The sequence below is a fragment of the Bacillus sp. BS98 genome (assembly GCF_008432245.1).
Classification (GTDB): domain Bacteria; phylum Bacillota; class Bacilli; order Bacillales; family Bacillaceae_G; genus Bacillus_A; species Bacillus_A toyonensis.
Window position 1 is genome coordinate 2,533,742 of sequence record NZ_CP043830.1, and the last position, 24,587, is coordinate 2,558,328.

Sequence of the window (24,587 nt, forward strand, 5' to 3'; positions counted from 1 at the left end):
GAGACAAAGAAAAAAGGAGCTATTATGCTCCTTTTTTCTTTGTTATATATTTTTATCTTTTGGGAATGTAATCGTTAAAGCCGTTCCTTTACTAACGGTACTTTGGATTTTTAAATTACCATGCATCGTTTCAATAATTTTAACAGCAACCATCGTACCTAAACCAGTACCTTTTGATTTTGTACTAAAATAAGGTTCGCCAAACCTGTTAATTTGCTCTTGTGACATTCCAATTCCGCTATCTTCAATTCGTATTATAACTTTATTATTGCTTATAGTGGAGGATATATTTAAGGTACCACCATTAGGCATTGCTTCAATACTATTTTTTATTAAGTTTAAAAAACATTGTTGAAAGTGTTGTTTATTACCAACAATGGTTGCCTTTGAGAAATCTTTTGTAATATGTATCGTATTCATATTACATAATGGCAATATCATATTAATAGCTCGATTTAACTCTTGGTCTATTGAAATATGATCTAGTTTTTCTGGTGCTGGTTTAGCAAACGTTAAATAGTCATCAATAATCTCTTGCGCACGATTTAATTCTTCAAGTATATGTTCAATGTATTCGTCCCTTGATTCAGGAGATAAATTTGGTGTTTTTAAAAGTTGTGTAAATCCCTTTACGACAGTTAAGGGATTTCTTACTTCGTGCGATATACTAGCAGCAAGTTGACTAACGATCTCCATCTTTTCCATTTTAATTAATTTTGAGCGCATAAATACTGCATCTTTTAAAACTTCATTAAAATAAACAATAAATAACATTAAAGTAGTCGGTAATAATATGAAATAAATAATATATAAATTATTTACTTCAAATTCTGATAATGTTAGTACAATCACAGTTGTAAATATTGCTAGGAAAAAAGTTAAAAACATAGCAAAAGCTACTTTAACCTTTCTATTGTATCTATTAAATTTTGTAGATGCGAATGCTGTTATGATGAACATTGTGCCATAAACGATAACTGTTAACATGTTAAATCCATAAAATAAAACTCTTGTAATTAATAAAATAGTAAACAATATAATGCCGACAGGGAATCCACCATAAAGTGTACCTATTATTACTGGGATTTGTCTTAAATCATGAATACAACTTTCATCCATATAGATAGGGTATCTCATACATAAAATAAGTGGGATACTCGTACAAAGAATAATAAGCAGTCTTTTATATTTCTTCAAATAGCGCCTGTTATCATATATAAAATAAAAAATAAATATACTACTTAAAATGTAAAGAAGATTATTTAATACATTTTGATTAATATAAACAAAGTCCATAATATTAGCCTCGTCATTCTGAATTTCCATTTCATATGTATTATACATGATAAAAGTATAAACTCTATATTTGTTTTAAAAATATAAGCTTATATCATTTTAGCACTAGATACTTTTAACCATGCTTCATAAAATTCTTTTACTGATGTATACCGTTCTGCACGGTTTTCATTCACAGCACGAGAGGCAACCTCATATAATTCTTTACTTGCATCCCATTTTATAAAGGAACGATCTTTTTCACCACCTAAAAGTGCGAAAGCTACCGCGCCCATATTAAATACATTTGTTTTTTCATCAATTATAGCGTTTAACTCAAATTCTTCAGGAGACATAAAACGAGAGGAACCCCATAGTCTTCCCATTTTATTTATGTATGGTTTTTTAGAGTATAAATCAATATCACAAATCTTCGTCTCATTTGTACTAAAATTATGTAAAATACTACCGTCATAAAAATCTATAGCTACATAGTTTTTCTGTTCTACATGAGCATGGAAAGAAAAAATCGCATTTAATGAATAAATTCGTTCCACAACAGTTAAATGTCTAAATTTATAAAATGGAGAGTTTGGATTTTTATATTTCTCAGAAGGTGGGAAACTCCAATGTGGGTGAAGCGATTCCCCATCAAACCAATCAAATATTAAAACATATCCATTATGTACTGGAAAGTGTTCAATTAAAGTTATTAGTGATTCATGTTTTAATTCATCGTAAAGGGAAACCGATTTTATTAATGTTTCAATAGCGGCCTCTGGAGTTCCATTATATGCAATTGTTTGTGCTCCTGCATATTTAACAAATTTCTTATGACCATCCTTTTCTACACCAAAACATATATTACCCGAATCTTGTTGGTCAAAAACGGCAAATACAGTTCCTAATTTCAAAAGCCAATCAAAATTATGATGTTCTTTTAATTGTAATGTTACTTGATTCAACTGAATTTCAACTGGAATATCTTTCATAATGTACCTCGCATTTATTATAATAAAGTTGTATGTTTTAATATTCGACATATTTTGTGAAAATCCTATATTAATAACATGAAATTTTATAAATATAATGATAAAAGCTTTTTAGGAGGCAAATAAAATGGATCAAAAAATTATTATAAAATCCTATCAAAAAGACTGGCATGAAGAATACTTAAAGGAAAGATACAAATTTAATTCTTTATTAGGGGAAGAAATTGTTGCTATTGAACATATAGGAAGCACTGCCGTAGAAGGGTTAGGCGCTAAACCTCTTATTGATATGATGATTGGCGTAACGGATTTACAAATTACCGAAAAGTGGACTCATATCCTTTCGGAAATTGGATATGAGTATGTCCCAAAAGAAACACCAAGTTGGCGGTTTTTCAGAAAGGGGAAATGGAGAGCGGGTACTCATCATTTGCATGTTTATATTTATAATAGCGAGGAATGGAGAAATAATCTTTTGTTTCGAGACTTTCTAAAAAAACATGAATGGGCACGTAAAGAATATAGAGAACTAAAAGAGGGGCTTGCAGCTACATATCCTTTTGATCGTGTGTCGTATACAAATGCAAAAGCGCCATTTATTCGAAATATAATAGAATTGGCTAGAATCAATTAAAGTTAAATTTACAGTTTTTTATCTAAATAGTTTTGAAAATAGTACTGATAAATCCTTCTTTTGCTTTTTAAAAGGAAGGATGTTCTGTTTTGTCATAAAAATATACTTTCTTTCTATTTATTGGAGACAGATTGTTTTATTTATTTCAATGTTTCTAGTACATTAAAAATATTAAGGGGGAATGAAACAATGAAAGCAATTATACATCAATATAAAAAAGGATTAGAGGGGTTAGAATATAAAATTTTATCTGAATTAACTCCTAATGCTGGTGAAGTAAAAGTAAAGTTAAAAGCTGCAGGGTTAAATCATAGAGACTTATTTATAATAAATAATAGAAAAGAAATGGATATACCATTAGTAATAGGATCAGATGGATCGGGCATTGTTACAGAAATCGGAGAAGGGGTTTCAAATACTTCACTACATACCGAGGTTATTATTAATCCTAGTATTGGATGGGATAGTATTGCTAATGTGCCAGAGTTACCTGAAGTGTTAGGTGGACCGAAAGATGGAACGTTTGCTGAATATGTAATTGTACCAGCTGAAAATGTAGTGGAAAAGCCGTCATATCTTACTTGGGAAGAATCCGGTGTTCTATCATTACCGGCATTAACTGCATATAGAGCACTTTTTACAAAGGGGAGATTGAAGTGCGGTGAACATGTTTTAATTCCAGGAATAAGCGGTGGTGTGGCAACCTTTTCCATGTTATTTGCAAAAGCAATTGGCGCAAAAGTAAGTGTTACTTCAAGGTCAGAGAACAAAAGAGTGATTGCTGAAAAATATGGTGCAGACTGTTCTTTTAATAGTTCTGGAAATTGGGAAGAGAGCTTGCAAGGAGAAAAAGTAGATTTAATTATAGATAGTATTGGTCCTGCGACGTTCTTAAAATATTTTGATGTATTAAAACCAAATGGAAGAATTGTTAATTTTGGTGCAAGCTCAGGAGAGAAAATTGAATTGCCATTACGTGCATTATTTTATAATCAAATCGATATTATGGGAACATCTATGGGAAGCCGTGAGGAATTTAATGAAATGATTCAGTTTATAAAAAAACATAAAATTAAACCAATTATGGATAAAAGTTTTTCGTTAGAAGAAGCAATTCAGGCATTAAATCGTATGGAACAAGGCGAACAATTTGGTAATATCGCTCTACGTATGGAATAAAAATATGATTTAACAACTAATATTTTTATATCAATATGGTATGTATTTTATGCATGTATAGATTTTTAATTTTGTTATTTAGAAAGGTTTTTTAACATTATATATTTTTAACGTATGTAAATAGTTACATAATTGTAAAATGAAAAATAGTAAAAACAAATAAAGTGAAAATCCAAATGTGACTAAATGTTGTATACTGTGTAAATCAAGTAAACTCGTATCTTTATTTTAAGTACGATGAGAAAAATTAAGGAGAGAGTAACGTGAATTACACAGTATTTCAATGGATAAACAATTTAGCTGGTACATCTACACTATTAGATAAGGTAATGATTGTTATTACAAATAGTGCTGCATATGTGGCGATTCTATTTATGTTTATCTTATGGTTTCATAATGGAAAAAAAGAGAAAGCGATAAGAAAACAATACACAGTGTTATATACGACACTTTCTGTAATGATTGCATTATTAGTAAATGTTTTCATTCATGCGGTATATTACCATCCGCGTCCGTTTATAGCACATGATGTGCATCAATTAGTACCACATGCAGAAAATTCATCATTCGTTAGCGATCATTCTGTACTTGTATTTTCGATTGCGTTCGTCTTTATGCTTAGAGGAGAAAAACTTAAATATATAGCGCTTATTTGGGCGGTATTAGTTGGCATATCACGTTTGTATGTAGGTGTTCATTTCCCGTTAGATGTAATTGGTGCCGCTGTAATAACAATTATAACAAGCAGCTTGTTGTTGCAGAATAAACGAATATTTGAACCAATCGCAAAAATCGTTTTCAAAATGTATGCGTTGGTAGCAAAACGAATTCCTTTTTTAGCAAAATATAACCATATAGCTTAGGGTTAAAATCTACTATTTATAAGTTTGGTTTAAAAAAGTTCCCACCTTGGGTATCAATAGGGGGAACTTTTTTTATTGAATAAAAGAATGGTATTGGAAATGAAATGTAGAAAAAACTGATGATTGTCAACAAGTAGTTAGAGTAAATAATGTAGGAAATATGAGTACAGTAGGGGGTGTAATAATAACATTATTATCGGTAATCTCAAATTTTTTTATTTAGGAGAGCTTTACATTATATATAATAACAGCCAGGTTACGAAAAATAGTTAAAAAGATACGGTATCGATAATATAAGGATTACACCTACAACAGTCACGGCTATAATTTTAATTACTTCGCTCTTTACTTCCTTCTCCAAAACAACACCTCCCGACGCGTTTAAAAATCTATTGTAATAATACTATCATTAGACAACCTTATTTTTCCAATTATAATATTCATGTTAAACACTTGAAGAAATTACTTATCTATATAGCAAATAAAGGTTTTTAGTCTCTCTTTACACGATAAAGGAAAGCTAACTTTAAAAAAAGTATTTTTATTTGAATATTCATTAATTTCACATACCGTACTATAAATGAATAAAATTAAACCCAAAATAATAATAGTTGGTTTTGTTTTAAAGGGATTAAACAGAAAACTTCGAAACATATAGTATCGAAAATAAAACAAAAACTACATATTTTAAAGCGCATCTTCGCAGGAATCAATTACAAATGAAAGGAGATAAATATGCATAAACTTCAAACGAATAAAGGTGCTCGTTATATGATGGTTGCTTTTATTGTTTTGTTTCTTACTATGCTTTTGCGTATATTCTATATACAAGCAGTAGGAGTCGTGCATAATGTGGATGTAAAAGATCTCGCGAATGAACAACATAATAAAAATGGAGTATTAGAAGCAAACCGTGGCACAATTTATGACCAAACTGGAAAGGTACTAGTACAAGATTCCGCAACGTATCGAGTTGTTGTGAATTTAAAAGGAAAAGATAAAGTGAAAAATAGTGATGAAACGGCACAACAATTAGCTGATGTACTTGAAATTGATAAAGAGGAAGTAATAAAAAATTTTCATGAAGGACGCACACAAGTTGAAATTGGAAAAATTGGTCGGAACTTATCTAGAGAAACGAAGGAGAAAATTAGGAAATTAAAAATACCGGGTGTATCTTTTATGCCTGAAAAAGCAAGAGTGTATCCAAATGAAGATTTTGCATCCTATATACTTGGTTTTGCTAGACCAGATGATAAAGGAAATACGGAAGGGAAATTTGGACTTGAAAAAAGTTTGGATAAATATTTGCGCTCTACGAACGGGAATATAGAATATGTAGGAACACGAAAAGGTATCCCACTTACAAATGACATAGGTAAAGTAGAACCTGCTAAACATGGAAATAACGTATATCTTACGCTTGATAAGCAAATTAATAGTTTTTTAGAAGAAGCGATGAACAAAGCACAACAACACTATGATCCTTCTATGTTAATAGGAATTATTGCAAATCCAAAAACTGGTAAGGTTTTAGCGATGTCTAGTAAGCCTAGTTATAATCCTAATAAAGGCGATATCGAATACTTTTTAAATGATCCAATTGCAAACGCATATGAACCAGGTTCAACAATGAAAGTGTTTACGTTAGCTGCTGCTATTAATGAAGGTGTATATAACGGGAAAGAATATTTTCAATCAGGAAAATATTCGGTTGGTTCAACAGATATAAAGGATCATAATGGTGGATTTGGATGGGGCTCAATTACATTTGATGAAGGCTTTGAAAGATCGTCAAATGTAGCTTTTTCTATTTTAGAAGATCAGTTATTAAAACCCAATAAATTTAAGCAATATATGAATAAATTTGGTTTCAATCAAAAAACAGGAATAGATTTACCCGGAGAAAGTAAAAATACATTATTATTAAACACACAAATCCAACAAGTTACAACTTCTTTCGGGCAAGGTTCCACTGTCACTCCTATTCAATTAATACAAGCCGCTACGGCAATAGCAAATGACGGGAAAATGATGCAACCATATATCGTTGATAAAGTTGTAAATCCAACAAACAAACAAGTTATTATGGAAAATCAACCGAAAGAAATTGGGAATCCGATAAAAAAAGAGACAGCGGACAAGGTAAGAAGCTTAATGGAGCGCGTTATTACGTCTTCAAAAGGAACTGGTACAATGTATAAAGTGGATGGTTATCCAATTGGGGGTAAGACAGGAACAGCCCAAATTCCGAACCCTGAAAATGGACGATATATGGAAGGGAAAGAAAATTATATTTTTTCATTTTTAGGAATGGCTCCAATTGATGACCCAGAGTTAATCGTATACTTAGCTATTAAGCAGCCAAAATTAAAGGGAGACGAGTATGGAGCTCAGCCTCTTGCTGAAATATTTAAACCAGTTATAAAAAATAGTTTAGAATATTTAAAGGTGAAACCATATACAGAAAAACAAATTGTCGATGCAACGAAGCAATCTCAATTAAAAGTACAAAGTTATGTGAATCAATCCATGGGGACAGTAGAAAAAAGTGCAGAAAAAGAGAAGCTACAGCCGGTTATTTTAGGAGAAGGAAAAATAATAAAACAATACCCACAGTCTGGTGAGGTAATGAGTGAAGGAGATCGTATATTTCTATTAGGAAATAACGCAAAAATGCCAAATATAAAAGGTTGGTCCATGCGTGATGTTATGTATTTCTCTAAGCTTTTGAAATTAGATTTAAAAACTTCAGGGACGGGTTATGTAACAAATCAAAGTATTGAAAAAGGGAAAGATTTACAAGAAGGTGATACGTTAAAACTAGAATTAGAACCACCGCTACAACCGTTAGTAGAGGCAAATACGAATTAATTTGGACATTGTGAAGGGCCTATATATAAGAGGCTCTTTTTTTAGAGATTCTAGTAATTTCACGCACCGTAATTTTTAGAAAAAATAATAAATAAGACTGTTAACATTGGCATAACTTGAAATATGTAATTATTTATTATTTACAGTTAAATATATATGTGATAATATGGAAAAAATCAAATGCAGTGAAGAGAAGAGTAAATAAAATGAATTTTTCACAGAGAGCTCCATAAAGCTGAAAAGGAGCAAAAATTCTTTATTGAACCAAGCCTCTGAGCAGTACATCGGAATCTTTTATAAGAGGATGGTGTGACGGGAGCTCCCGTTATAGAGCTACGGTATAAGCATGAAAACAATGCAGTACCTGATAAGTTTAATATGGCGACATATTAATAAACTAGGGTGGCACCGCGATGATAAATCTCGTCCCTAAGACTATAAGTCTTGGGGGTGGGATTTTTTTATTGTTTTAAAACAATATGGAAAGCGGGGACCTAAAGTGAAAAAAATACTTAAAGATTGGAAATATCCTTTATTACTACTGTCTGGAGTTGGTATTGCGAATTTAGGTGCATGGATTTACTTGATAGCACTGAATGTACTTGTCTATAATATGGGTGGCTCAGCCTTAGCTGTTGCTACTTTATATGTAATTAAGCCACTAGCCGCTTTATTTACAAACGCTTGGTCAGGAAGTATGATTGATCGTTTAAATAAACGAAAATTAATGATACACCTTGATATATATCGTGCAATATGTATTGCTATGTTACCTGTACTTCCATCACTTTGGATTGTTTATGTATTCGTATTCTTTATAAGTATGGCCAGCGCGATTTATGAGCCGACTACTATGACGTATATGACGAAATTAATTCCAGTAGAGCAAAGACAACGTTTCAATTCACTACGTAGCTTAATATCATCCGGTGCATTTTTAATTGGTCCGGCGGTAGCGGGAGCTTTATTAATAGTGAGTACACCAGAGTTTACTATATATATGAATACTATAGCATTTCTCTTATCAGGATTAATTACACTACTTTTACCTAATCTTGATAAAAAAGAAGATTCTCATTCACCTAGTAATACAATATCTATTTCACTATTAAAAAAAGATTGGAACACTGTTATAAATTTTAGTAAAAAACATGTGTATGTCGTATGTGTGTACTTCTTATTCCAAGGAATGATGGTACTAGCTACCGCAACTGATTCACTTGAATTATCATTTGCGAAAGAAATTTTATTGTTAACAGATAGTGAGTATGGCTTTTTAGTAAGTATTGGTGGAGCGGGCTGTATTTTAGGCGCCATAACAAATACAATTTTATCAAAAAGATTAGCACCTTCATTTCTAATTGGGATAGGATCATTATTCATCGCACTCGGATATTTAATCTACGCTTTTTCAAGTGGATTTTTAATAGCTGCTACCGGATTTCTTATTTTATCTTTCTCTATGGCATATGCAAATACAGGGTATTATACATTTTACCAAAATAACGTTCCTGTTCATATGATGGGACGGATTGGGAGTATATATGGGCTCTTTATTGCAGTAGTAACAATTTTTATTACAATATTGTCCGCTGTTGCAACGCAATTCATTTCTATACAACTTGTAGTCATTGTAGGAACATTAGGAATGCTGTTTATAACTATCGTATTGTGTGTATTTACTTTATTACCATCACAATTTAAGTGGGGTTCCGATGAATCAATAAATTCGAAATGAATTTTGTGTTCTTATTAATAATTTATCGTATTCAATTAAAGGGTTCTTTCCCCTTTATATGGAAAAATAATAAGGGGAAAGAACAATAAGGAAAGACAAGGGTGGTTGTCGTGATAAAAACAAAAGGGGAAATAGACAAAATTGTAAAAGAGATGTATCGGAATATAGATTTCTCTGGGGTAGTTTTAGTGAAAAAAGAAAAAAACTTAATCTATGAAGAGGCGTTTGGTTACGCAAATAGAAGTGAATGTATAAACAATACACTACAAACAAAATTCGGAATTGCTTCAGGATGTAAATTATTCACTGCAATCGGCATCTGTCAACTTGTTGAAAAAGGTGTAATTACTTTTCATACAAAGTTAAAAGATTGTCTACATATTAAATTTCCAAACTTCAATGATGATATTACAATACACCAACTTTTAACACATAGTTCTGGTATTCCAGATTATTTTGACGAAAGTATAATGGATAACTTTGAGGATCTTTGGAAGCAAACACCTATGTACCTTTTAAAAAGTTTAAAAGACTTTTTACCATTATTTCAAAACAATAATATGATGTTTGCACCAGGAAGTAAGTTTCACTACAACAATGCAGGCTTTATCTTACTTGGATTAATAATAGAAGAGCAAACAGGACTTGAGTTTGCGGAATATATAGAGCAAAAAATATTGAATCCAATTGGCATGAATGATTCCGGCTATTTCTCTTTAGATACATTACCAAAGCACACCGCTCTTGGATATATAAAAGATGTAAATAGCCAAAAATGGAGAACAAATGCATATTCCATACCGATAAAAGGTGGTTCTGATGGCGGTGCTTATATTACCGCACCAGACATGCTTAAGTTCTGGGAAGCATTATTTAACTATGAAATATTAAGCCAAGAATATACTAATTTACTTTTAATTCCTCACATTCAAGTAAATAATAATCAGTTTTACGGCTATGGAATATGGATTGAAACAAGACAAAATAATATTTTTAAATATCATATAATGGGCTATGATCCAGGTGTTAGTTTTCGCTCGGCTGTTTATCCAGACTTAGGAATTACATTAGTTATTCCTTCGAATAAAGGAGCAGGACCTGAAAAATTAATGAAAGAACTAGAAAAATATTTTTGAAAAAGTTAAAAGAGTTCATAATTGCATCTGCCTTGAAATGTACTCTGTATAAGTCTTCATTTTAATTATTAAATGAAGACTTTCTGTAATTGATTAACACTGTTTTATGATTGTATATCGATATTTATATGTAATATTAAAGAGGCGGGAAAAATTTGTATATATTAAACGGTAGTATGTTTATTGTTTTTGGAGTCATCTCCTATTTAATTGTACGAAGTATTTTAATTGGGATGAAAAATAAAAAACATGTAAATTGGTGGAAAGAATTAATTCGTTTTCTATTCGTAGTATACATTTGTATGGTTGTTGCCGTAACTTTATTTCCTTTACCAATTGGTTTTCCTTCTAGTGCTGAAAATCTTAGTCGTTCAGTTAATATTATTCCCTTTGCATCAATTTTTAAGGATATTGGTCAAATAGGAAGTGCTTATGATGGTGATGTCCTATTTATGATCGGTCTAATCGTAAGAAATGTTGGTGGGAACGTTTTATTATTAATACCTTTAGGTTTTTTAGCACCAATTATATGGGATACATATAAAAAGATTAAAAATACTATTTTATTAGGATTTACCATATCAGTTAGTATTGAATTATTACAACTAATTGAGTCTTTATTTAGTGGATGGGCACGTATTACTGATATTGATGATGTGATCTGTAACGTTCTAGGTTCTATTGTTGGTTATTTTATTTATAAAATCACTTTAAAGCTAGCTGCTACATTTAACATGCAAGTAGTAGATAAAACTAGTTCTAAAGATGTTAAGTAATGATAAAGGTTAAACGAGTTTATGAATGTAATAATAAAGACGTACGAGTAATAAGTATGTCTTTTTATTTTTATAACTAATGAGTAAGATTGATGGGAAATTACATTCCACATTATACACTTTAAAGTAGCTATCGTATTTCAAGTATGGGATGAAAAGAGGCGAATATAATTTTCAAAGGCAAACAAGTATATAGGAGGACTCTTAATGGATATTCTATTTGTTATTCTACTTGTTATTCTTATAATTATATTAATGCAAAGTAAGGAATATAAAGTGAATATTAATCGTATTTGGATCATTCCGGCTTTGCTGTGCTTCGTAACAATCCAGTCCATTATTCATATGGGACAATTAAATATATTACAAGTACTACTATTTGTTGCAATGCTCGGTATTGGATTGGGTCTTGGGGTTATTAGGGGAAAAGCATTAACATTTCGATTAGATAGTGAAACAGGTCATGTATTACGAAAGGGAAATTGGTTAAGTACAATTATTCTACTTGTTATTTTAGGTGCAAAAGTTGTGATTAAGCAGAGTATGTTTTCTGGCAGTACGCATCAAACATTAACGATTGTAACGAATGCCTTTTTATGTATCACATTAGGTACTGTAATCAGTAGAAGATATTATATTTGGAAAAAATATAATGATTTAACACAAAAAGCGTAATTTCATTCTTCCCTTGTTTAACAATGCTATGAACGGTAATACTAAATAACATTGAACATTTACAACAAGGGATGATAATATGATATTCATTTACACAGACTTCGGTGGTACACATACAACTTCACTAGCTGCAGCGTATCATTTAAATAAATTACCAACTGATCGGAAGTTAACGAAAGAAGAAATATTAAATGTAGAGTACTTCAATAAATTAAAAACAGAAGATATGGGGAAAATTATTTTTCATGGATTAGACGAAAATGGCAATCCTGTATATACGATTGGATGCGGCGCATCAAAAGTCGTTGTACCTGCGATGAAGCATTTAGGAGAGATTCTACAAAAACATTATGAAAGCCATGAAAAGATTATTTTTTCTAATACATCACCAACAGTGCCTTTACCAATGACTTTTGGTGGTCTGTTTTCTAGGAGGTTTCATATCGATTTTATCGGCGTACCCTTACTCGTATGGGGAGCAAAAATTTGTTGTGATAACATACAAAGGCTTGTCAGTTATACGAAAGAAGCTGGGCGATTGACGAATGATTATGTTGTAATTTTAGATAATGAAAATTTTAAATAATGTATGGAAGAAGAAAATCGGACATATGCTCCGATTTTCTTTTTTTATTGGTGAAACAGACAAGAAATAGTCACATTTAATTTTCATCTACTATAGCCAAAACAATAAAGTCCTGTTACTATTACAGGGATATTCTCTTTTCATAGCATAAATATATAGAAAAATTAGAAAAGAGGAATTGAATTAAGGGAGGAACAACATGAAGCGTGTTGCTTGGATTACTGATAGTACAACTGCGAGTTTTACAACAGAAGGAGATAACTTTGTTATCCCAATCGAGGTTATTATTGATGGTGTGTCGTACAAAGATTGTGAAGAAGGTGTACGTGAACGTGTTTATAATGCGTTAAACGAAGGTAAGACAGTCACTACATCACAACCTAACATTGGGGAAATGGTAGAGTTATTTACGAAATGCAAAGAAGAATATGAAGAAGGATTTGCAGTTGCTATTAGCGGAAAAGTAAGTGGAACCTATCAAAACATGAAATTAGCTGCAGAAATGGCTGGGTTCCCATTAACGGTATTAGACAGTGAAACGACAAGTTATCCAATGGATGAACTAATTAGAAAAGCGAAATTGTTATACAATGATGGTATGACTTTACAAGATATACACAAAACATTAGTAGATGAAAAAAGAAGACCTTTTCATGTATTTCCAAAGAGCTTAAAAGGTTTGTATGCAAGTGGACGTGTAAAGGGAGTTCAATTTTTACTTGGAAGTTTATTAAGTGTCAACTTAATATTAGAAGTAAAAGGCGGCGAACTTTTACTTGAAAAGAAAGTTCGTAAAATCCAAAAATGTCGAGAATATATTAAAAATGAGCTTGAAAAAGAATTACCTAAAGTACTTCATATGTTCCATGCTAATGACAAAGATGGAGCTGAAGAATGGATTTCAGATATAAGACAAGCATTCCCTGAAATGGACTTCAAACTATATCCATTACCGATTTCATTTGCTGTTCATGCAGGTGAGGGAACAATAGCAATTAGTTATTAAATAAAAAACCCGTGAATGATTCACGGGTTTTTTATTTAATTAAAATGAAATGGACCCCTGCCAAATCTCCATCGAGCTTAGAAATCGATAATTCCTCAATACCTCATAGAAAACTGTGGAATGCTCTTTTATGGCTTATCCGATTATTTCTTACAAGATTTAGGGAGGATCGAGTTGAAAACGGGATTATTTTAGTGTAAAATTACACTAAATAAAACATTAGTTACTTTTGGAGGAGAGAAAGTGAATAAAGATCATACAATTGAACTCATTTCAACGAAAATAAAGTTAATACGTACTGAAAAAAGATATACGCAAGATAAAATGGCTGAAATTCTCGGGATATCCAAAAAAACGCTTGTTCAAATTGAGAAAGGGAGAACGAATGCAGGCTGGACCAACACCATTGCTATTTGTGCATTGTTTAGAGATAGTGAAGTTTTACAGAATGCTCTTGGGGATGATCCATTAGTAGTAATCGAAACAATGGCCCACAGTAGCACTAGCAATTTCAAAGAAAAAACATTGGGAGGAAAAGTCTGGTGGAAACAGATTCAAGAAAAAGGGAACTTTCGTTTACAACAAAATCTGATTAGTCAGCATTATCGTATTTTAGACAAACAGGATTACCGTTGGTTTAATTCATTTGATTTAGAAGAAGCGCTAAATCAAATGAATCAATTAGCAACGAATTCAGACAGTCAAATAACCCCTTAAAATTATAGAGAATGCAGAAAAATTGGAGGGAATTACATATGATCATTTTGAGTTTACTTTGGATCTACTATATGCCTTATCTCGTGTTATGCGGATTTTTTGGAGGATTGTATTTAATTATTAATGGGATTAAACATCGTAACTTACTCGTAAGTATACTAGGATTACTTAGCCTTTCCTTTGTCGTACTGCCTTTTATTTTTTGGGGAATGGGGATTTCTGAGAATAAACTTCTTGATATTCCTACAGAATTATACTGGATTCTATTTTCTTTAACTGGGCTATTAGCTGGAATCATTGGATTACGGTCAAAAATTAAAGGAATACGTAATATGGGATTTATTATTTTTACTAGTGGAATAGTAGGAGACCTTTTTTATGTTTTAATGTCTGTACCTGATTCCATGTATATCAACTAGTTTTTTAAACTAAGCTCATTTTTATTTACTGCTACATGGTGACTTAATCCAAAAAAGATAGCACAACAAAGGTAGAGGAAGAATCGCTGTCTTTCTTTATGAATCAGTACATAAAAAGGAGATGCTATAGTACCTATAGCATCTCCTTTTTCACATGAATCATTTCCCTATTAGCTGGATTGCACATAAACGTTTGATTTCATCCAGTACGTAGTAGGTAGCATATCGATAGCTATCTGTAATTTCTACACACTCTGACTTTAAATGATAAAGGTAATGTTATCACAGTTGTTCCTGCAAGGGAAAAAGAAAAAATAAATAGTGTAGTAAAAACATTCTAGAATAAAGAAGCTTAGGAATATGGGATATAAAATATGGTAAATACGAGTTGTTAGAAATTTTCAAGAATGAACGGAAGAATACAAAGCATAAGCGAGTTTACAATTTGCATGCCAACACTACAAACTTGACATGCTTATTGAGAAAGAGTGAGAATGAGTAATATAACACTTATCTAATACATTCAGGTGATATTAGTATTGGATTTATTTTTAAGGGGGATGTTTAATGAAACCAGAACTAATTGTTAGAAATTTCTTCAAAGAAGTGCGTTCAGGGAATAATCCAGACTTTTCAAATCGATATATGGCAGATAAAGTATTGGCACATCAAGTTATATCTGAAGAGGAACAAACAGTATACAGATCGCCAAAAGATTATGCTGAGCATGTAAGAGAGATGATAGAAGTATATGGAAATTTCTCTTTAGAAATTCAAGAATTATTAGTACAAGATAGTAAAGTATATGTACGCTGGAAGCAAGTAGGTACACACATAGGAGAAATAGATGGATACGAACCTACAGGCCTCCCTATAACTCAAATAGCAAGTGCGGTATATAGAATTGAAAACGGGAAAATTTCAGAGTATTGGATTCAAATTGATAGATCAGGAATTCAAAATCAATTAGAGTACAATAAGAACATTCAATAAATTATCTTTAAGAATAATAGTAAAAAGCACAAAAACAAGATTTTTAAAACGAGTATTTCTATTACATAAAGGATACAAATCAATGCACTTTTTTACTGAAAGATTCATTCAAATTAATAAAAAAAGAGCATGTATTAATAAATCTTTTAAAATATGCTCTTTTTTATTGTTTCTACGTGTACTGACATCAGCTTAGTGTAACTTTATTATATGGTAACAACAAACATAGACACCTGTTTATGAACCCAAAAAATAGCAATAATTGTTCATGCGGTTTAAATTCGGGATAGACTAGCTAACAATGAAAATAATAGAATCAAGTTGTAATGTGTATTTCGTTTTACACTGTAAGTTATTCATATTAAGTAATAGAATTGTAGAAACATATAATAGAATATTCGCACTAATATTTATACAGTTACAATCTATTTACATATAAGATTATTAGGATTATATTGGCAATGAAAGAGAAAACAATAGATGGAAGGGGATGTTTTTTATGTTTAAAAAAGCAGCACTAGGGATTTCATCGTTAGCAATCACAGCGTTCGTTGGGTTAGGAATGGCAACAGAAGCTTCGGCTGGACCTGCAGCTCCACTTACTTCACTAAACGTCGTACAAGTAGAGTCTGAGCTGGGCGGAGTAGAAACAATTAACCAAAACAGCTTTAGCACAACACGTAACCACGGGGGAAAATACTTATATATTACAACGAAAGAGATGGGATACGGTCAAAATCCATTTACTAAAATGAATGGTTCTAATGTAAAAAGTATTGGATCCACAATAATCGGCGGAAAACCAATCGTTGGCTGGTATTACAAATGGGATGCGTCTGGACATCAACAAGGAACATTTGAATACCAAAAAACATCTATAAACGCACCATTTAATACAATGCGTACGTCAATTTATATTCAATAATTTTTGAAAACGTTCGCACAGCAAGAACACTTCCCATAAAACAACATCCTAAACGTCTATGAAATTGATAGGAACGGGTAGTACAAGTCCTCTATAGTTAAAGTACGTAACCTTGCATATTCCAATTCAATGAGAACAGAAAAAGACTGTAGTACTTACGCCAAAATTCAAGATTAAAAAAGAATAGCTAAACTTATATAAGCTTAGCTGGATGAGTATGTGACGGAACCCTAAAATGAATTACATCTTTTTCATACCATAAATAATTTTGTATAGGGAGATGAAAGGATTTTTTAAAATAATAAAGAAGTATGTATAAACAAATATATAAATGGTAGTGATAGTATGAAAATCAGTAAGTTTGCAGAAGTAAATACTGTAAGTGTAGATACGATTAGACATTATATAGACCTCGGTCTCATTATTCCTGAAAAGAAAGGTGGGCACTATTTTTTTGATGAGTATTGTCAAAAAGATATGGAACTTATTTTAGAGTACAAAAGGCTAGGATTTAGCTTAAATGAAATTAAAGATCTTTTTCTTTATAAAAATTTAGGGAAATCTATAGATTACGAAAAAAATACTTTTTATCAATCTTTATTTAAATTGAAATATGAAAAGATTGAACAGGAAATAAAAAATTTAGAGGAACAAAAAGATAAATTAAAGAAAGCGTTAAATAATTTATCTATAAAAACTAAAATTTCGAATTCAATTTTAGGGATAGATTTAAACGTACTTAATGTATTTAAGTGTTTTAAGTGTAACGGAAATTTGATTCTTGAAGATGGCATTATCAATAAGAATCAAATTGTTGAGGGAAAGTTAATTTGTAATTGTGGTGAAGAATACGCGATTATTTCAGGGGTTTTAACAGCGGGAAACTCATGTAAAGCATATGAAAAGACATCACTTGAAGATTCTATTTCGGATTATATCCATGAAACTGATACTGCTTTTTTGGAAAATGTTCAAAGAGGAGGAGAATGGGCGAAAAAGAAACTAATGCAACTAGATTTAAATGAAAAAATACTACTTGATTTAGGATCTGGTATTGGGTTCTTTTTACGAAATATTTATGAGGAACTACCAGGAAATTGCCTATATATTGCTGTTGATCGAGATTTGAATAAACTTTTATTTTTAAAAGATGTAATTGAAAGAAGAAACCCGAAAAGAAACATTCTATTTATCTGTGCCGACTTTTTAAACATACCTCTTCAGAATTATTCTGCTGATATTGTCATTGATCAGTCTGGTACAAGTAATTATAGTTTTGAGCATAAAAACTTTTTGTTGCATGAATTAAATCCACTTTTTAAGCCAGAGTGTTATATGCTAAGCTCATATATTTTATTTAAAAATTTCAGCATACATAGTCATATATCAATTAGATTACGAGAGAATTTTACCTCTTCAAAAGTTAAGGGAGAAATTCAAAAACTACAGTTTCAAACCATTGATGAAAGAACTTCTAATTATTTGGAAAGAGGCGGGAAATACGAAAATTTCTTCGTTCAAGGAGAAGAAATTTATACATATTCATTTTTCGGAAGAAGATGGGGTTAACCCCATCTTCTTTTATTTTTCTTTTAAAACTTTTTAATAATAGCATATTGATATTGGGTTGACCCGAGAACTTACACTGTATGTAATACAAAGTTAAACGGGAGGAAAGAGTTATGGGACGTTTACGAATACATTCACAAAATGAGCAAAGTACTCAAGAACTAAGAAATATTTATCTCTATTCATTTGGGAAAACAGTATCAATATTTGGTAGCTCTATTTATAGTTTCGCATTAGGATTATATGTGTTACAAATAACCGGATCAGCATGGAATTTCGCAATTACGCTTATTTTAGGAACGATTCCAATGATTGTTATGAATCCATTTGCAGGTGTAATCGCAGATAAAGTTGATAAAAAGAAACTGGTCGTTTGTATGGATTTACTAAGTGGAGGCTTATTAATTACTGTTTATACATTGAGCAGTAATTATGGATTAAACTTATTCATCATTTATACTACTACTTTTCTTTTAACAGTATTTACAACGTTTTTTGGAATAGGATTAGAATCCGCAAAACCGAATATCGTCTCTAAAGAGAGGCTAATGAGTATTAATTCTATAAGTAAAATTATTGATTCTGTATCTTTAATTCTCGGTCCTATGTTAGGTGGTATCGTTTTTGCTGTTGTAGACATAAAACTTTTTATAATGATAAACGGTATTTCATTTATCCTTTCTGGCATATCCATACTGTTTATTCACTTTAAATTGTTCGGGCACGATATAAAGGAGGAATGTTCAATAAGAGAAATTAATTTTATTAAAGATATAAAAGAGGGATACTTTTACTTAATGGAGAGGGAAAGCTTAAAGAATACGTTTCATATTTTAATTTCGCTTAATTTCTTCTTAGGATTTGCTGTAACTGTTCCATTACCATACATTATTAACACAGTTCTCAATCTTAGTTCGAAGCAATTTGGTATCATTCAAGGAACTTTTCCAGTAGGGATGATAATTGGTGCAATTTTAGTGAAAAAGATAACTAATCGTTTTTCTTACTCTTATCTTTTGAAAAAGCTAAGTTCAATGTTGGCAGTTTTTATGATTATTTCAGGAATTCCAGTTTTATTCAAAAGTTTTGAAGCAAATGATTTTGTATGCGTTATTACGTATTGTGTTGTTATGTTCTCTTTCGGGCTAATAATAGCGTTAATTGATATTCCTTTAATTTATTTCATGCAAAAAGAAGTTCCTGATGAATATAGGGGAAGAGTGCTCAGTATTGGATTAAGTATAGGTAAAATGATGCAGCCGATAGCACTGGCATTATCAGGTCTATTATTAAATTATATTCCAGCCTACACGCTTCCAATTGCAGGAGGAATAGTATTTCTTATTTTGAATAAAGCTTATTCAAATAAGTTCAATTTAGAAATTCATTCCAAAGATTATAGTGTTTAACGTAACTATTTGATATTGTTACAGATAAAAAAGCGCAGGATCATCATCCTGCGCTTTTTTATCGTAATTCAGCTGTCTTTCTAATAACAATCTTATCAATATCATCTTCTTCATCACCAATAAATAATCCACGCTCTTTTAAATACATTTCAAAGTATAAATCTGCTTCTGCACGTTCATCATACGGTTTTACAGAAAGTACGAAACCTAATTTGTTTTGCTCATCTAAATGAGAAGTGGAGATATAAGCCGGTACATTATGGCGTAAAAAGAGTTCTTTAACGGGAATAATCATATCTTTCATTAACTTTGTTAACATACCCATTTCAAACTCAAAATTAAAGCGATCTATACTAGATAAATCGGCGAATACTACACCGATAAAACCTGTATTAAATACTTCTTGGTATTCTACATCTTCGTTACCATAAAAATTCTTTTCGATCAAATAATTTATAAAATAAGACACACCATCACTTTGTTCAAAAGGTTTTGTTGAAAGAACAAAGCCGATTTTCTTTTGGTTATGTAAATACACACATGACATATATGCAGTGATATTATGTTCTTTAAATAATGCGCTCATTGCTCCAGATAGACCATCAAGTACATGATGAACAATTTGAAGTTTTTTACGAGCGAAATAATAGGATTTCTTTTGTAACTCCAATGTATCAATAAAGACAGAGCCGATAAAGCCTGTATTTGAAATAATAGGTGTTTGCTTTTTTCTTCCTCTGCGCTTTGCTTGAGCCATTGTAAAAATCATCCCTTCATGTACAATTAAAGTAAAAGAACATTTGTTCGTATATGTATATTTTACTATTAAAACACTCTAAAGTAAAGGGTTTTTGATGAAAAAAACAACAAAAAAGACACCTGTAAAAGGTGTCTTAAACGCTGTAGGGAATAGGGTTTATCCCGTTTATTTATATTATGATACAGAAACAATCTCTTCTGTATCTTCTACATCTAAATGACAGTCCATAGTACGTACATCTTGATCTTCATGACTTCCGAAATAAATAGTAATTTTCATATGTATCGCTCCTTTATTCTAGGAATACCTAAAATAATTACTAGTAATGTTAATGTTTATTATATACCACTTTTTTCATTCCGACAACGTTATATCATTTTTAATTCTTTTAAGCTATCCAGCATAAATTAAAGAGATATTTTTATAGAAAAAGGTAAATAACTTATGTGTTATATTTAAAATCAAAGAGTTCGGATACTAATTTTTATGAAAGGAGCACAATTTATGAATTATAAACAGTTACTATTAGATAATTTTACATTTAAAATCTCATATATTGCTAGACTTGTGCAAGGAATGAATGTAAAAGAAACGAAGGATTACATTGCTGTCGACTGTGGTTTACGTGCAGATACATTTAATATCATTACTTTACTTAACAATAATGTAACAGATAGAGCTAAGCAATTAAATAAGGAGGTAGAATACTATAATCAAAAGAAGTTTCCAATGTGTGTTTGGCTTTGGGATGAAGAACAAGGGCAGACTATTAAGAGCGAGTTATTAAAATTTGGTTTAAAAGAAGCAGAACATAGTATTGCGATGGTTGCAGACTTAAAAACAATTTCTCCAACAATAGACACGCCAGTAGGCTTTACAATTCAACAAGCATCTTCGCTCGGACAAATACAAAGATTTGGAGAAACGCTAGCTGATCTATTCGGTACATCAGAGGAAGGTATACATGTACAATCATTCTATAATCAAATTTCTTCTTTCGATTTATGGAATAGTGAAAATATGAAACTATACTTAGGTATGTATAAAGATGAAGTTGTAACTGTTGGTTCGTTGGTCTGTACAAAAGATAGTATTGGTATTTATGACATAGCAACTCAAGAAGAGATGAGAGGACGAGGATTTGGTTCTACTATGTTTAACTTCTTGCTGCAAGAAGCAAAGAAATTAAAAAATACTTATTGCGTTTTACAAGCTTCACCTGATGGAATCAATATTTATAAAAAGTCGGGCTTTCAAGCTGTTGGACGAATGACTGTTTTTGAAAATCGACATTTATTTGAGTAAATCATACAAGTCAAATTGTTTTAAATATAGGAGTTAACATACCGTTATGAAAAAAATATCTCTAATTACAATCATTTGTTTTTTCATAGTAATAAGTATCTTTGTTTTTCGGCAAATAAACGAACATAAATACACTAAAGCTATTAATCAATCAAATCATATAAAGAATATCGCACATAGAGGCGCTTCTGCGTATGCACCAGAACATACAATAGCAGCATATAAATTAGGCCAACAATTGAAGGGGGATTACATAGAAATTGATCTCCAAATGACAAAAGACGGACATTTACTAGCTATGCATGATGAAACCGTAAACCGTACAACAAACGGTAAAGGGTTAGTAAAAGAACATACATTAGAAGAAATGAAGCAACTAAATGTAGGCTCTTTTTTCAATGAAAAATATCCGAATTTAGCAAAGAAAGAATTTGAAAATGCTAAAGTTCCAAAGTTAAAAGAAATTATAGAAATGTTTGGGCATAATGCTAATTATTATATAGAAACAAAGTCACCAGATGAATATCCGGGTATGGAAGAAAAGCTATTAGAAATTATAAAGTACTACCAAATAAGTGATAAAGTTATTATTCAATCCTTTAGTGAAGAAAGTCTGCAAAAGATTCATAGTTTACATGCTAATATCCCACTAGTACAATTATTATCATATCAAAAGTCAGTTCAATTAAATGAATTAGAGATAGAAAAGTATAAAACATACTGCATAGGTCTTGGTATGAATTACAAATATATTGATTCAGCTTACGTAAAGAAAATAAAGAAACACGGATTAGAAGTTCATCCATTTACAGTAGATAATGAAAAAGATATGAAAAAGTTACTTTCATGGGGAGTCGACGGGATGTTTACTAATTATCCGGATCGTTTACATTCAATATTGGATTTAAAAAATCATAAATAAAAAGAATTACCCGATAGGAAATGATATATGGCTGTTTTCATGATGGTAATATCATTGAATACATTGAGCCGAAGTTTAAATAACTATGCAAAAGAGAAAATAAAAAGAATCCAATAACTTTATTGGATTCTTTTTATTTAGTTCTATGCACCCATCGTGAAACAATAGGATAATGAAACTCTTTATTTTGTAATTCATATAAAATCCCTTTAATTGGTCCTAAAATTATAGCAGCTAAAAGTATTATATATAGTGGAATTGTTCCAAAAATAACAAACAAGGAATTTGTACTCAAGTCAATGTGTAATAAGGAAAACATGAGCGTACGGACTACTACGAAGTTCCAAAGAAATACAGCGAGCCATACTCCAAATTGAAAAAGGGCTGATTCTAGATTCACTTCTTTTATACTTTGTGATTTGAAAACGAAATAAAGTATGAGCGGTATAAAGAAAAGTGTATTACCAAAGAGGAAAAAGGCCAAGAAAGATAATAAAGTAATTCCATGTATCGCTAGTTTAATGTTTTTATCTTGTGATAGTATCATCAAAATCCTCCTATATTTAATGTAGATGGTAAAAAACAATACAACCCATTATATCATAGGAAACATGGAATAAAAATGAACTAGAAAGTAATCAAAATGTAACTAATTTTAACTACGCTTTTTATATTTTTTTGATACACTGACTACGAGAGGAATACCGATTAAAGTAGGTAAAAACCAAAACCATATAGGCGGCAGTAAATTAATAATAGGAATATGAATTCCGACGTTTACTAAAAGTGCGGTAACGGCACCGATATAGGAGCCTAACATGCCTCTAATATGGTGGCGAATCCAATTTTCCCAACGCTTTTTTCCTGCAATATAGCCATAAATCGCAAATGAATAAGAGAAAATTGCTACATAAAATAAATATGCGATTTTATCCCAATTTATTATGGACAATATGATTGCAGTAAGGGTGATAACAACATAAGATGCATGATATATTTCGCCCCATTCTGTATGTTTACCTTTCTTCTTTTGAGCAACCATCGCTACAATACCGGTAATTAAGCATATTGTTCCAAATAAAATGTGTATGGATAAAAGAATGTTGAAAATGCTCATAATAATTCCTCCTTTTTTATTTTTATAGTATTGCAGTATAGGAGAAAAGTTGAAACATATTGTTTATTCGTCTTAATATATTGAAATAAAGGTACTCTTAGAACAAATTTAAACGGACAAATTTTCTTGAATTTAGTGAGTCACGTATTACGTGAAATGAAGGAGAGACTTCCATGTTTACATCTATTACATATTTACAATCAGGGAATGACAAGCAACAAAAAGTATATGATGTTTTGAATACATTAAACATAATGGAGGATTTAGCTTTGTATAGTCCCGTTCTTTGTGGGACAATACCTATAAGAATTGATACTCTTCAATCTGACTTAGATATTGTAATGGAAGTACATAACTTTGATGTTTTTGAACAGGAAATGAGATCTTTATATGGTTCTTATGAAGGATTCAAAATAAAAAAGAAAAAAATTAAAAATACTGAATCAATAAAGGTGAATTTTAAATTTGAAGGTTTTGAATTTGAATTATTTGCCCAACCTAAGCCAGTGCGTAGCCAAAATGCATATAAACATATGATTGTTGAGCACATGATATTAATGCAGAATCCACATATAAGGGAAGAAATTATTCGCTTAAAAGAACAAGGGATAAAAACAGAACTAGCTTTTGCTCAAGTATTAAAAATTGACGGAGATCCTTATGAAGAACTTATTTTATTGGGACAGGAAATGCGTTTGTGGTAAATAAGGTACACAA

24 protein-coding genes and 1 other annotated feature are annotated in these 24,587 nt (G+C 31.1%); of the genes, 19 read left to right on the forward strand and 5 right to left on the reverse strand.

Annotated elements, in window-relative coordinates; translation table 11 throughout:
- Window positions 1-42: 42 nt before the first annotated feature.
- Both F0362_RS13080 and F0362_RS13085 read right to left on the reverse strand, forming a co-directional pair.
- Entirely contained in the window at window positions 43-1,344 is a 1,302-nt protein-coding gene (locus F0362_RS13080) for a sensor histidine kinase (RefSeq protein ID WP_002106283.1), read from the reverse strand.
- 41 nt (window positions 1,345-1,385) lie between these two features.
- The gene (locus F0362_RS13085) at window positions 1,386-2,267 is read right to left on the reverse strand and encodes a serine/threonine-protein kinase (protein WP_000651961.1); all 882 of its coding nucleotides are present in this window, start codon (window positions 2,265-2,267) and stop codon (window positions 1,386-1,388) included.
- A 127-nt stretch (window positions 2,268-2,394) separates the two neighbouring features.
- On the opposite strand from F0362_RS13085, the gene F0362_RS13090 reads away from it, so the two are divergent.
- The 16 genes from F0362_RS13090 (at window position 2,395) to F0362_RS13170 (ending at window position 19,766) form a co-directional block, all read left to right on the forward strand.
- Window positions 2,395-2,901: a GrpB family protein gene (locus tag F0362_RS13090; RefSeq protein WP_000372152.1), complete on the forward strand. Its 507-nt coding sequence runs from the start codon at window positions 2,395-2,397 to the stop codon at window positions 2,899-2,901.
- Between the two features lie 189 nt (window positions 2,902-3,090).
- Complete coding sequence (locus F0362_RS13095) at window positions 3,091-4,080, forward strand: zinc-binding dehydrogenase (protein ID WP_149889809.1); 990 nt, start codon at window positions 3,091-3,093, stop codon at window positions 4,078-4,080.
- Window positions 4,081-4,343: 263 nt separating this feature from the next.
- The gene (locus F0362_RS13100) at window positions 4,344-4,943 is read left to right on the forward strand and encodes an undecaprenyl-diphosphatase (RefSeq protein ID WP_001110144.1); all 600 of its coding nucleotides are present in this window, start codon (window positions 4,344-4,346) and stop codon (window positions 4,941-4,943) included.
- A gap of 735 nt (window positions 4,944-5,678) precedes the next feature.
- Complete coding sequence (locus tag F0362_RS13105) at window positions 5,679-7,817, forward strand: penicillin-binding protein (RefSeq protein WP_000549377.1); 2,139 nt, start codon at window positions 5,679-5,681, stop codon at window positions 7,815-7,817.
- Between the two features lie 176 nt (window positions 7,818-7,993).
- Window positions 7,994-8,251 (forward strand) — a binding site (T-box leader).
- 65 nt (window positions 8,252-8,316) lie between these two features.
- On the forward strand, window positions 8,317-9,555 hold the full coding sequence (locus tag F0362_RS13110) for an MFS transporter (protein ID WP_000722090.1): 1,239 nt from the start codon (window positions 8,317-8,319) through the stop codon (window positions 9,553-9,555).
- A 110-nt stretch (window positions 9,556-9,665) separates the two neighbouring features.
- Window positions 9,666-10,691: a serine hydrolase domain-containing protein gene (locus F0362_RS13115; RefSeq protein WP_000598072.1), complete on the forward strand. Its 1,026-nt coding sequence runs from the start codon at window positions 9,666-9,668 to the stop codon at window positions 10,689-10,691.
- Window positions 10,692-10,846: 155 nt separating this feature from the next.
- The gene (locus F0362_RS13120) at window positions 10,847-11,467 is read left to right on the forward strand and encodes a VanZ family protein (RefSeq protein WP_000275660.1); all 621 of its coding nucleotides are present in this window, start codon (window positions 10,847-10,849) and stop codon (window positions 11,465-11,467) included.
- A gap of 207 nt (window positions 11,468-11,674) precedes the next feature.
- A complete protein-coding gene (locus F0362_RS13125; protein ID WP_000353192.1) occupies window positions 11,675-12,142 on the forward strand; it encodes a CcdC protein domain-containing protein in 468 nt (155 codons plus the stop codon).
- 79 nt (window positions 12,143-12,221) lie between these two features.
- Window positions 12,222-12,728: a DUF3189 family protein gene (locus F0362_RS13130; protein ID WP_000576345.1), complete on the forward strand. Its 507-nt coding sequence runs from the start codon at window positions 12,222-12,224 to the stop codon at window positions 12,726-12,728.
- A 199-nt stretch (window positions 12,729-12,927) separates the two neighbouring features.
- A complete protein-coding gene (locus F0362_RS13135; protein WP_000831953.1) occupies window positions 12,928-13,734 on the forward strand; it encodes a DegV family protein in 807 nt (268 codons plus the stop codon).
- 243 nt (window positions 13,735-13,977) lie between these two features.
- Window positions 13,978-14,451 (forward strand): helix-turn-helix transcriptional regulator, encoded by a 474-nt coding sequence (locus F0362_RS13140; protein WP_001030626.1) that lies wholly within the window; start codon window positions 13,978-13,980, stop codon window positions 14,449-14,451.
- A gap of 38 nt (window positions 14,452-14,489) precedes the next feature.
- Complete coding sequence (locus tag F0362_RS13145; RefSeq protein WP_000584988.1) at window positions 14,490-14,870, forward strand: hypothetical protein; 381 nt, start codon at window positions 14,490-14,492, stop codon at window positions 14,868-14,870.
- A 567-nt stretch (window positions 14,871-15,437) separates the two neighbouring features.
- On the forward strand, window positions 15,438-15,863 hold the full coding sequence (locus F0362_RS13150; protein WP_000801762.1) for an ester cyclase: 426 nt from the start codon (window positions 15,438-15,440) through the stop codon (window positions 15,861-15,863).
- A 499-nt stretch (window positions 15,864-16,362) separates the two neighbouring features.
- A complete protein-coding gene (locus F0362_RS13155) occupies window positions 16,363-16,788 on the forward strand; it encodes a DUF4879 domain-containing protein (protein ID WP_000472921.1) in 426 nt (141 codons plus the stop codon).
- 345 nt (window positions 16,789-17,133) lie between these two features.
- A complete protein-coding gene (locus tag F0362_RS13160; RefSeq protein WP_000703296.1) occupies window positions 17,134-18,357 on the forward strand; it encodes a methyltransferase domain-containing protein in 1,224 nt (407 codons plus the stop codon).
- A 113-nt stretch (window positions 18,358-18,470) separates the two neighbouring features.
- Window positions 18,471-19,766: an MFS transporter gene (locus F0362_RS13170; RefSeq protein ID WP_000533145.1), complete on the forward strand. Its 1,296-nt coding sequence runs from the start codon at window positions 18,471-18,473 to the stop codon at window positions 19,764-19,766.
- Between the two features lie 58 nt (window positions 19,767-19,824).
- Here the strand turns inward: F0362_RS13170 and F0362_RS13175 are convergent, their stop codons facing one another.
- Window positions 19,825-20,535 (reverse strand): hypothetical protein, encoded by a 711-nt coding sequence (locus F0362_RS13175; RefSeq protein ID WP_002038924.1) that lies wholly within the window; start codon window positions 20,533-20,535, stop codon window positions 19,825-19,827.
- A 495-nt stretch (window positions 20,536-21,030) separates the two neighbouring features.
- On the opposite strand from F0362_RS13175, the gene F0362_RS13180 reads away from it, so the two are divergent.
- Window positions 21,031-21,831 carry a GNAT family N-acetyltransferase gene (locus F0362_RS13180; RefSeq protein ID WP_149889810.1) on the forward strand — a complete coding sequence of 267 codons (801 nt, stop codon included), beginning with the start codon at window positions 21,031-21,033 and terminating at the stop codon, window positions 21,829-21,831.
- A gap of 46 nt (window positions 21,832-21,877) precedes the next feature.
- Window positions 21,878-22,753, forward strand: a complete 876-nt coding sequence (locus tag F0362_RS13185; RefSeq protein ID WP_000724033.1) for a glycerophosphodiester phosphodiesterase — start codon at window positions 21,878-21,880, stop codon at window positions 22,751-22,753.
- A gap of 133 nt (window positions 22,754-22,886) precedes the next feature.
- On the opposite strand, the gene F0362_RS13190 is transcribed toward F0362_RS13185, so the two are convergent.
- On the reverse strand, window positions 22,887-23,300 hold the full coding sequence (locus tag F0362_RS13190; protein WP_061529776.1) for a magnetosome magnetite crystal formation protein family: 414 nt from the start codon (window positions 23,298-23,300) through the stop codon (window positions 22,887-22,889).
- Between the two features lie 108 nt (window positions 23,301-23,408).
- Window positions 23,409-23,870: a DUF2306 domain-containing protein gene (locus F0362_RS13195; protein WP_000021721.1), complete on the reverse strand. Its 462-nt coding sequence runs from the start codon at window positions 23,868-23,870 to the stop codon at window positions 23,409-23,411.
- Between the two features lie 173 nt (window positions 23,871-24,043).
- On the opposite strand from F0362_RS13195, the gene F0362_RS13200 reads away from it, so the two are divergent.
- Window positions 24,044-24,574, forward strand: coding sequence for a DUF4269 domain-containing protein (locus F0362_RS13200; RefSeq protein ID WP_000495195.1), 531 nt, complete (start codon window positions 24,044-24,046; stop codon window positions 24,572-24,574).
- Window positions 24,575-24,587: the final 13 nt, after the last annotated feature.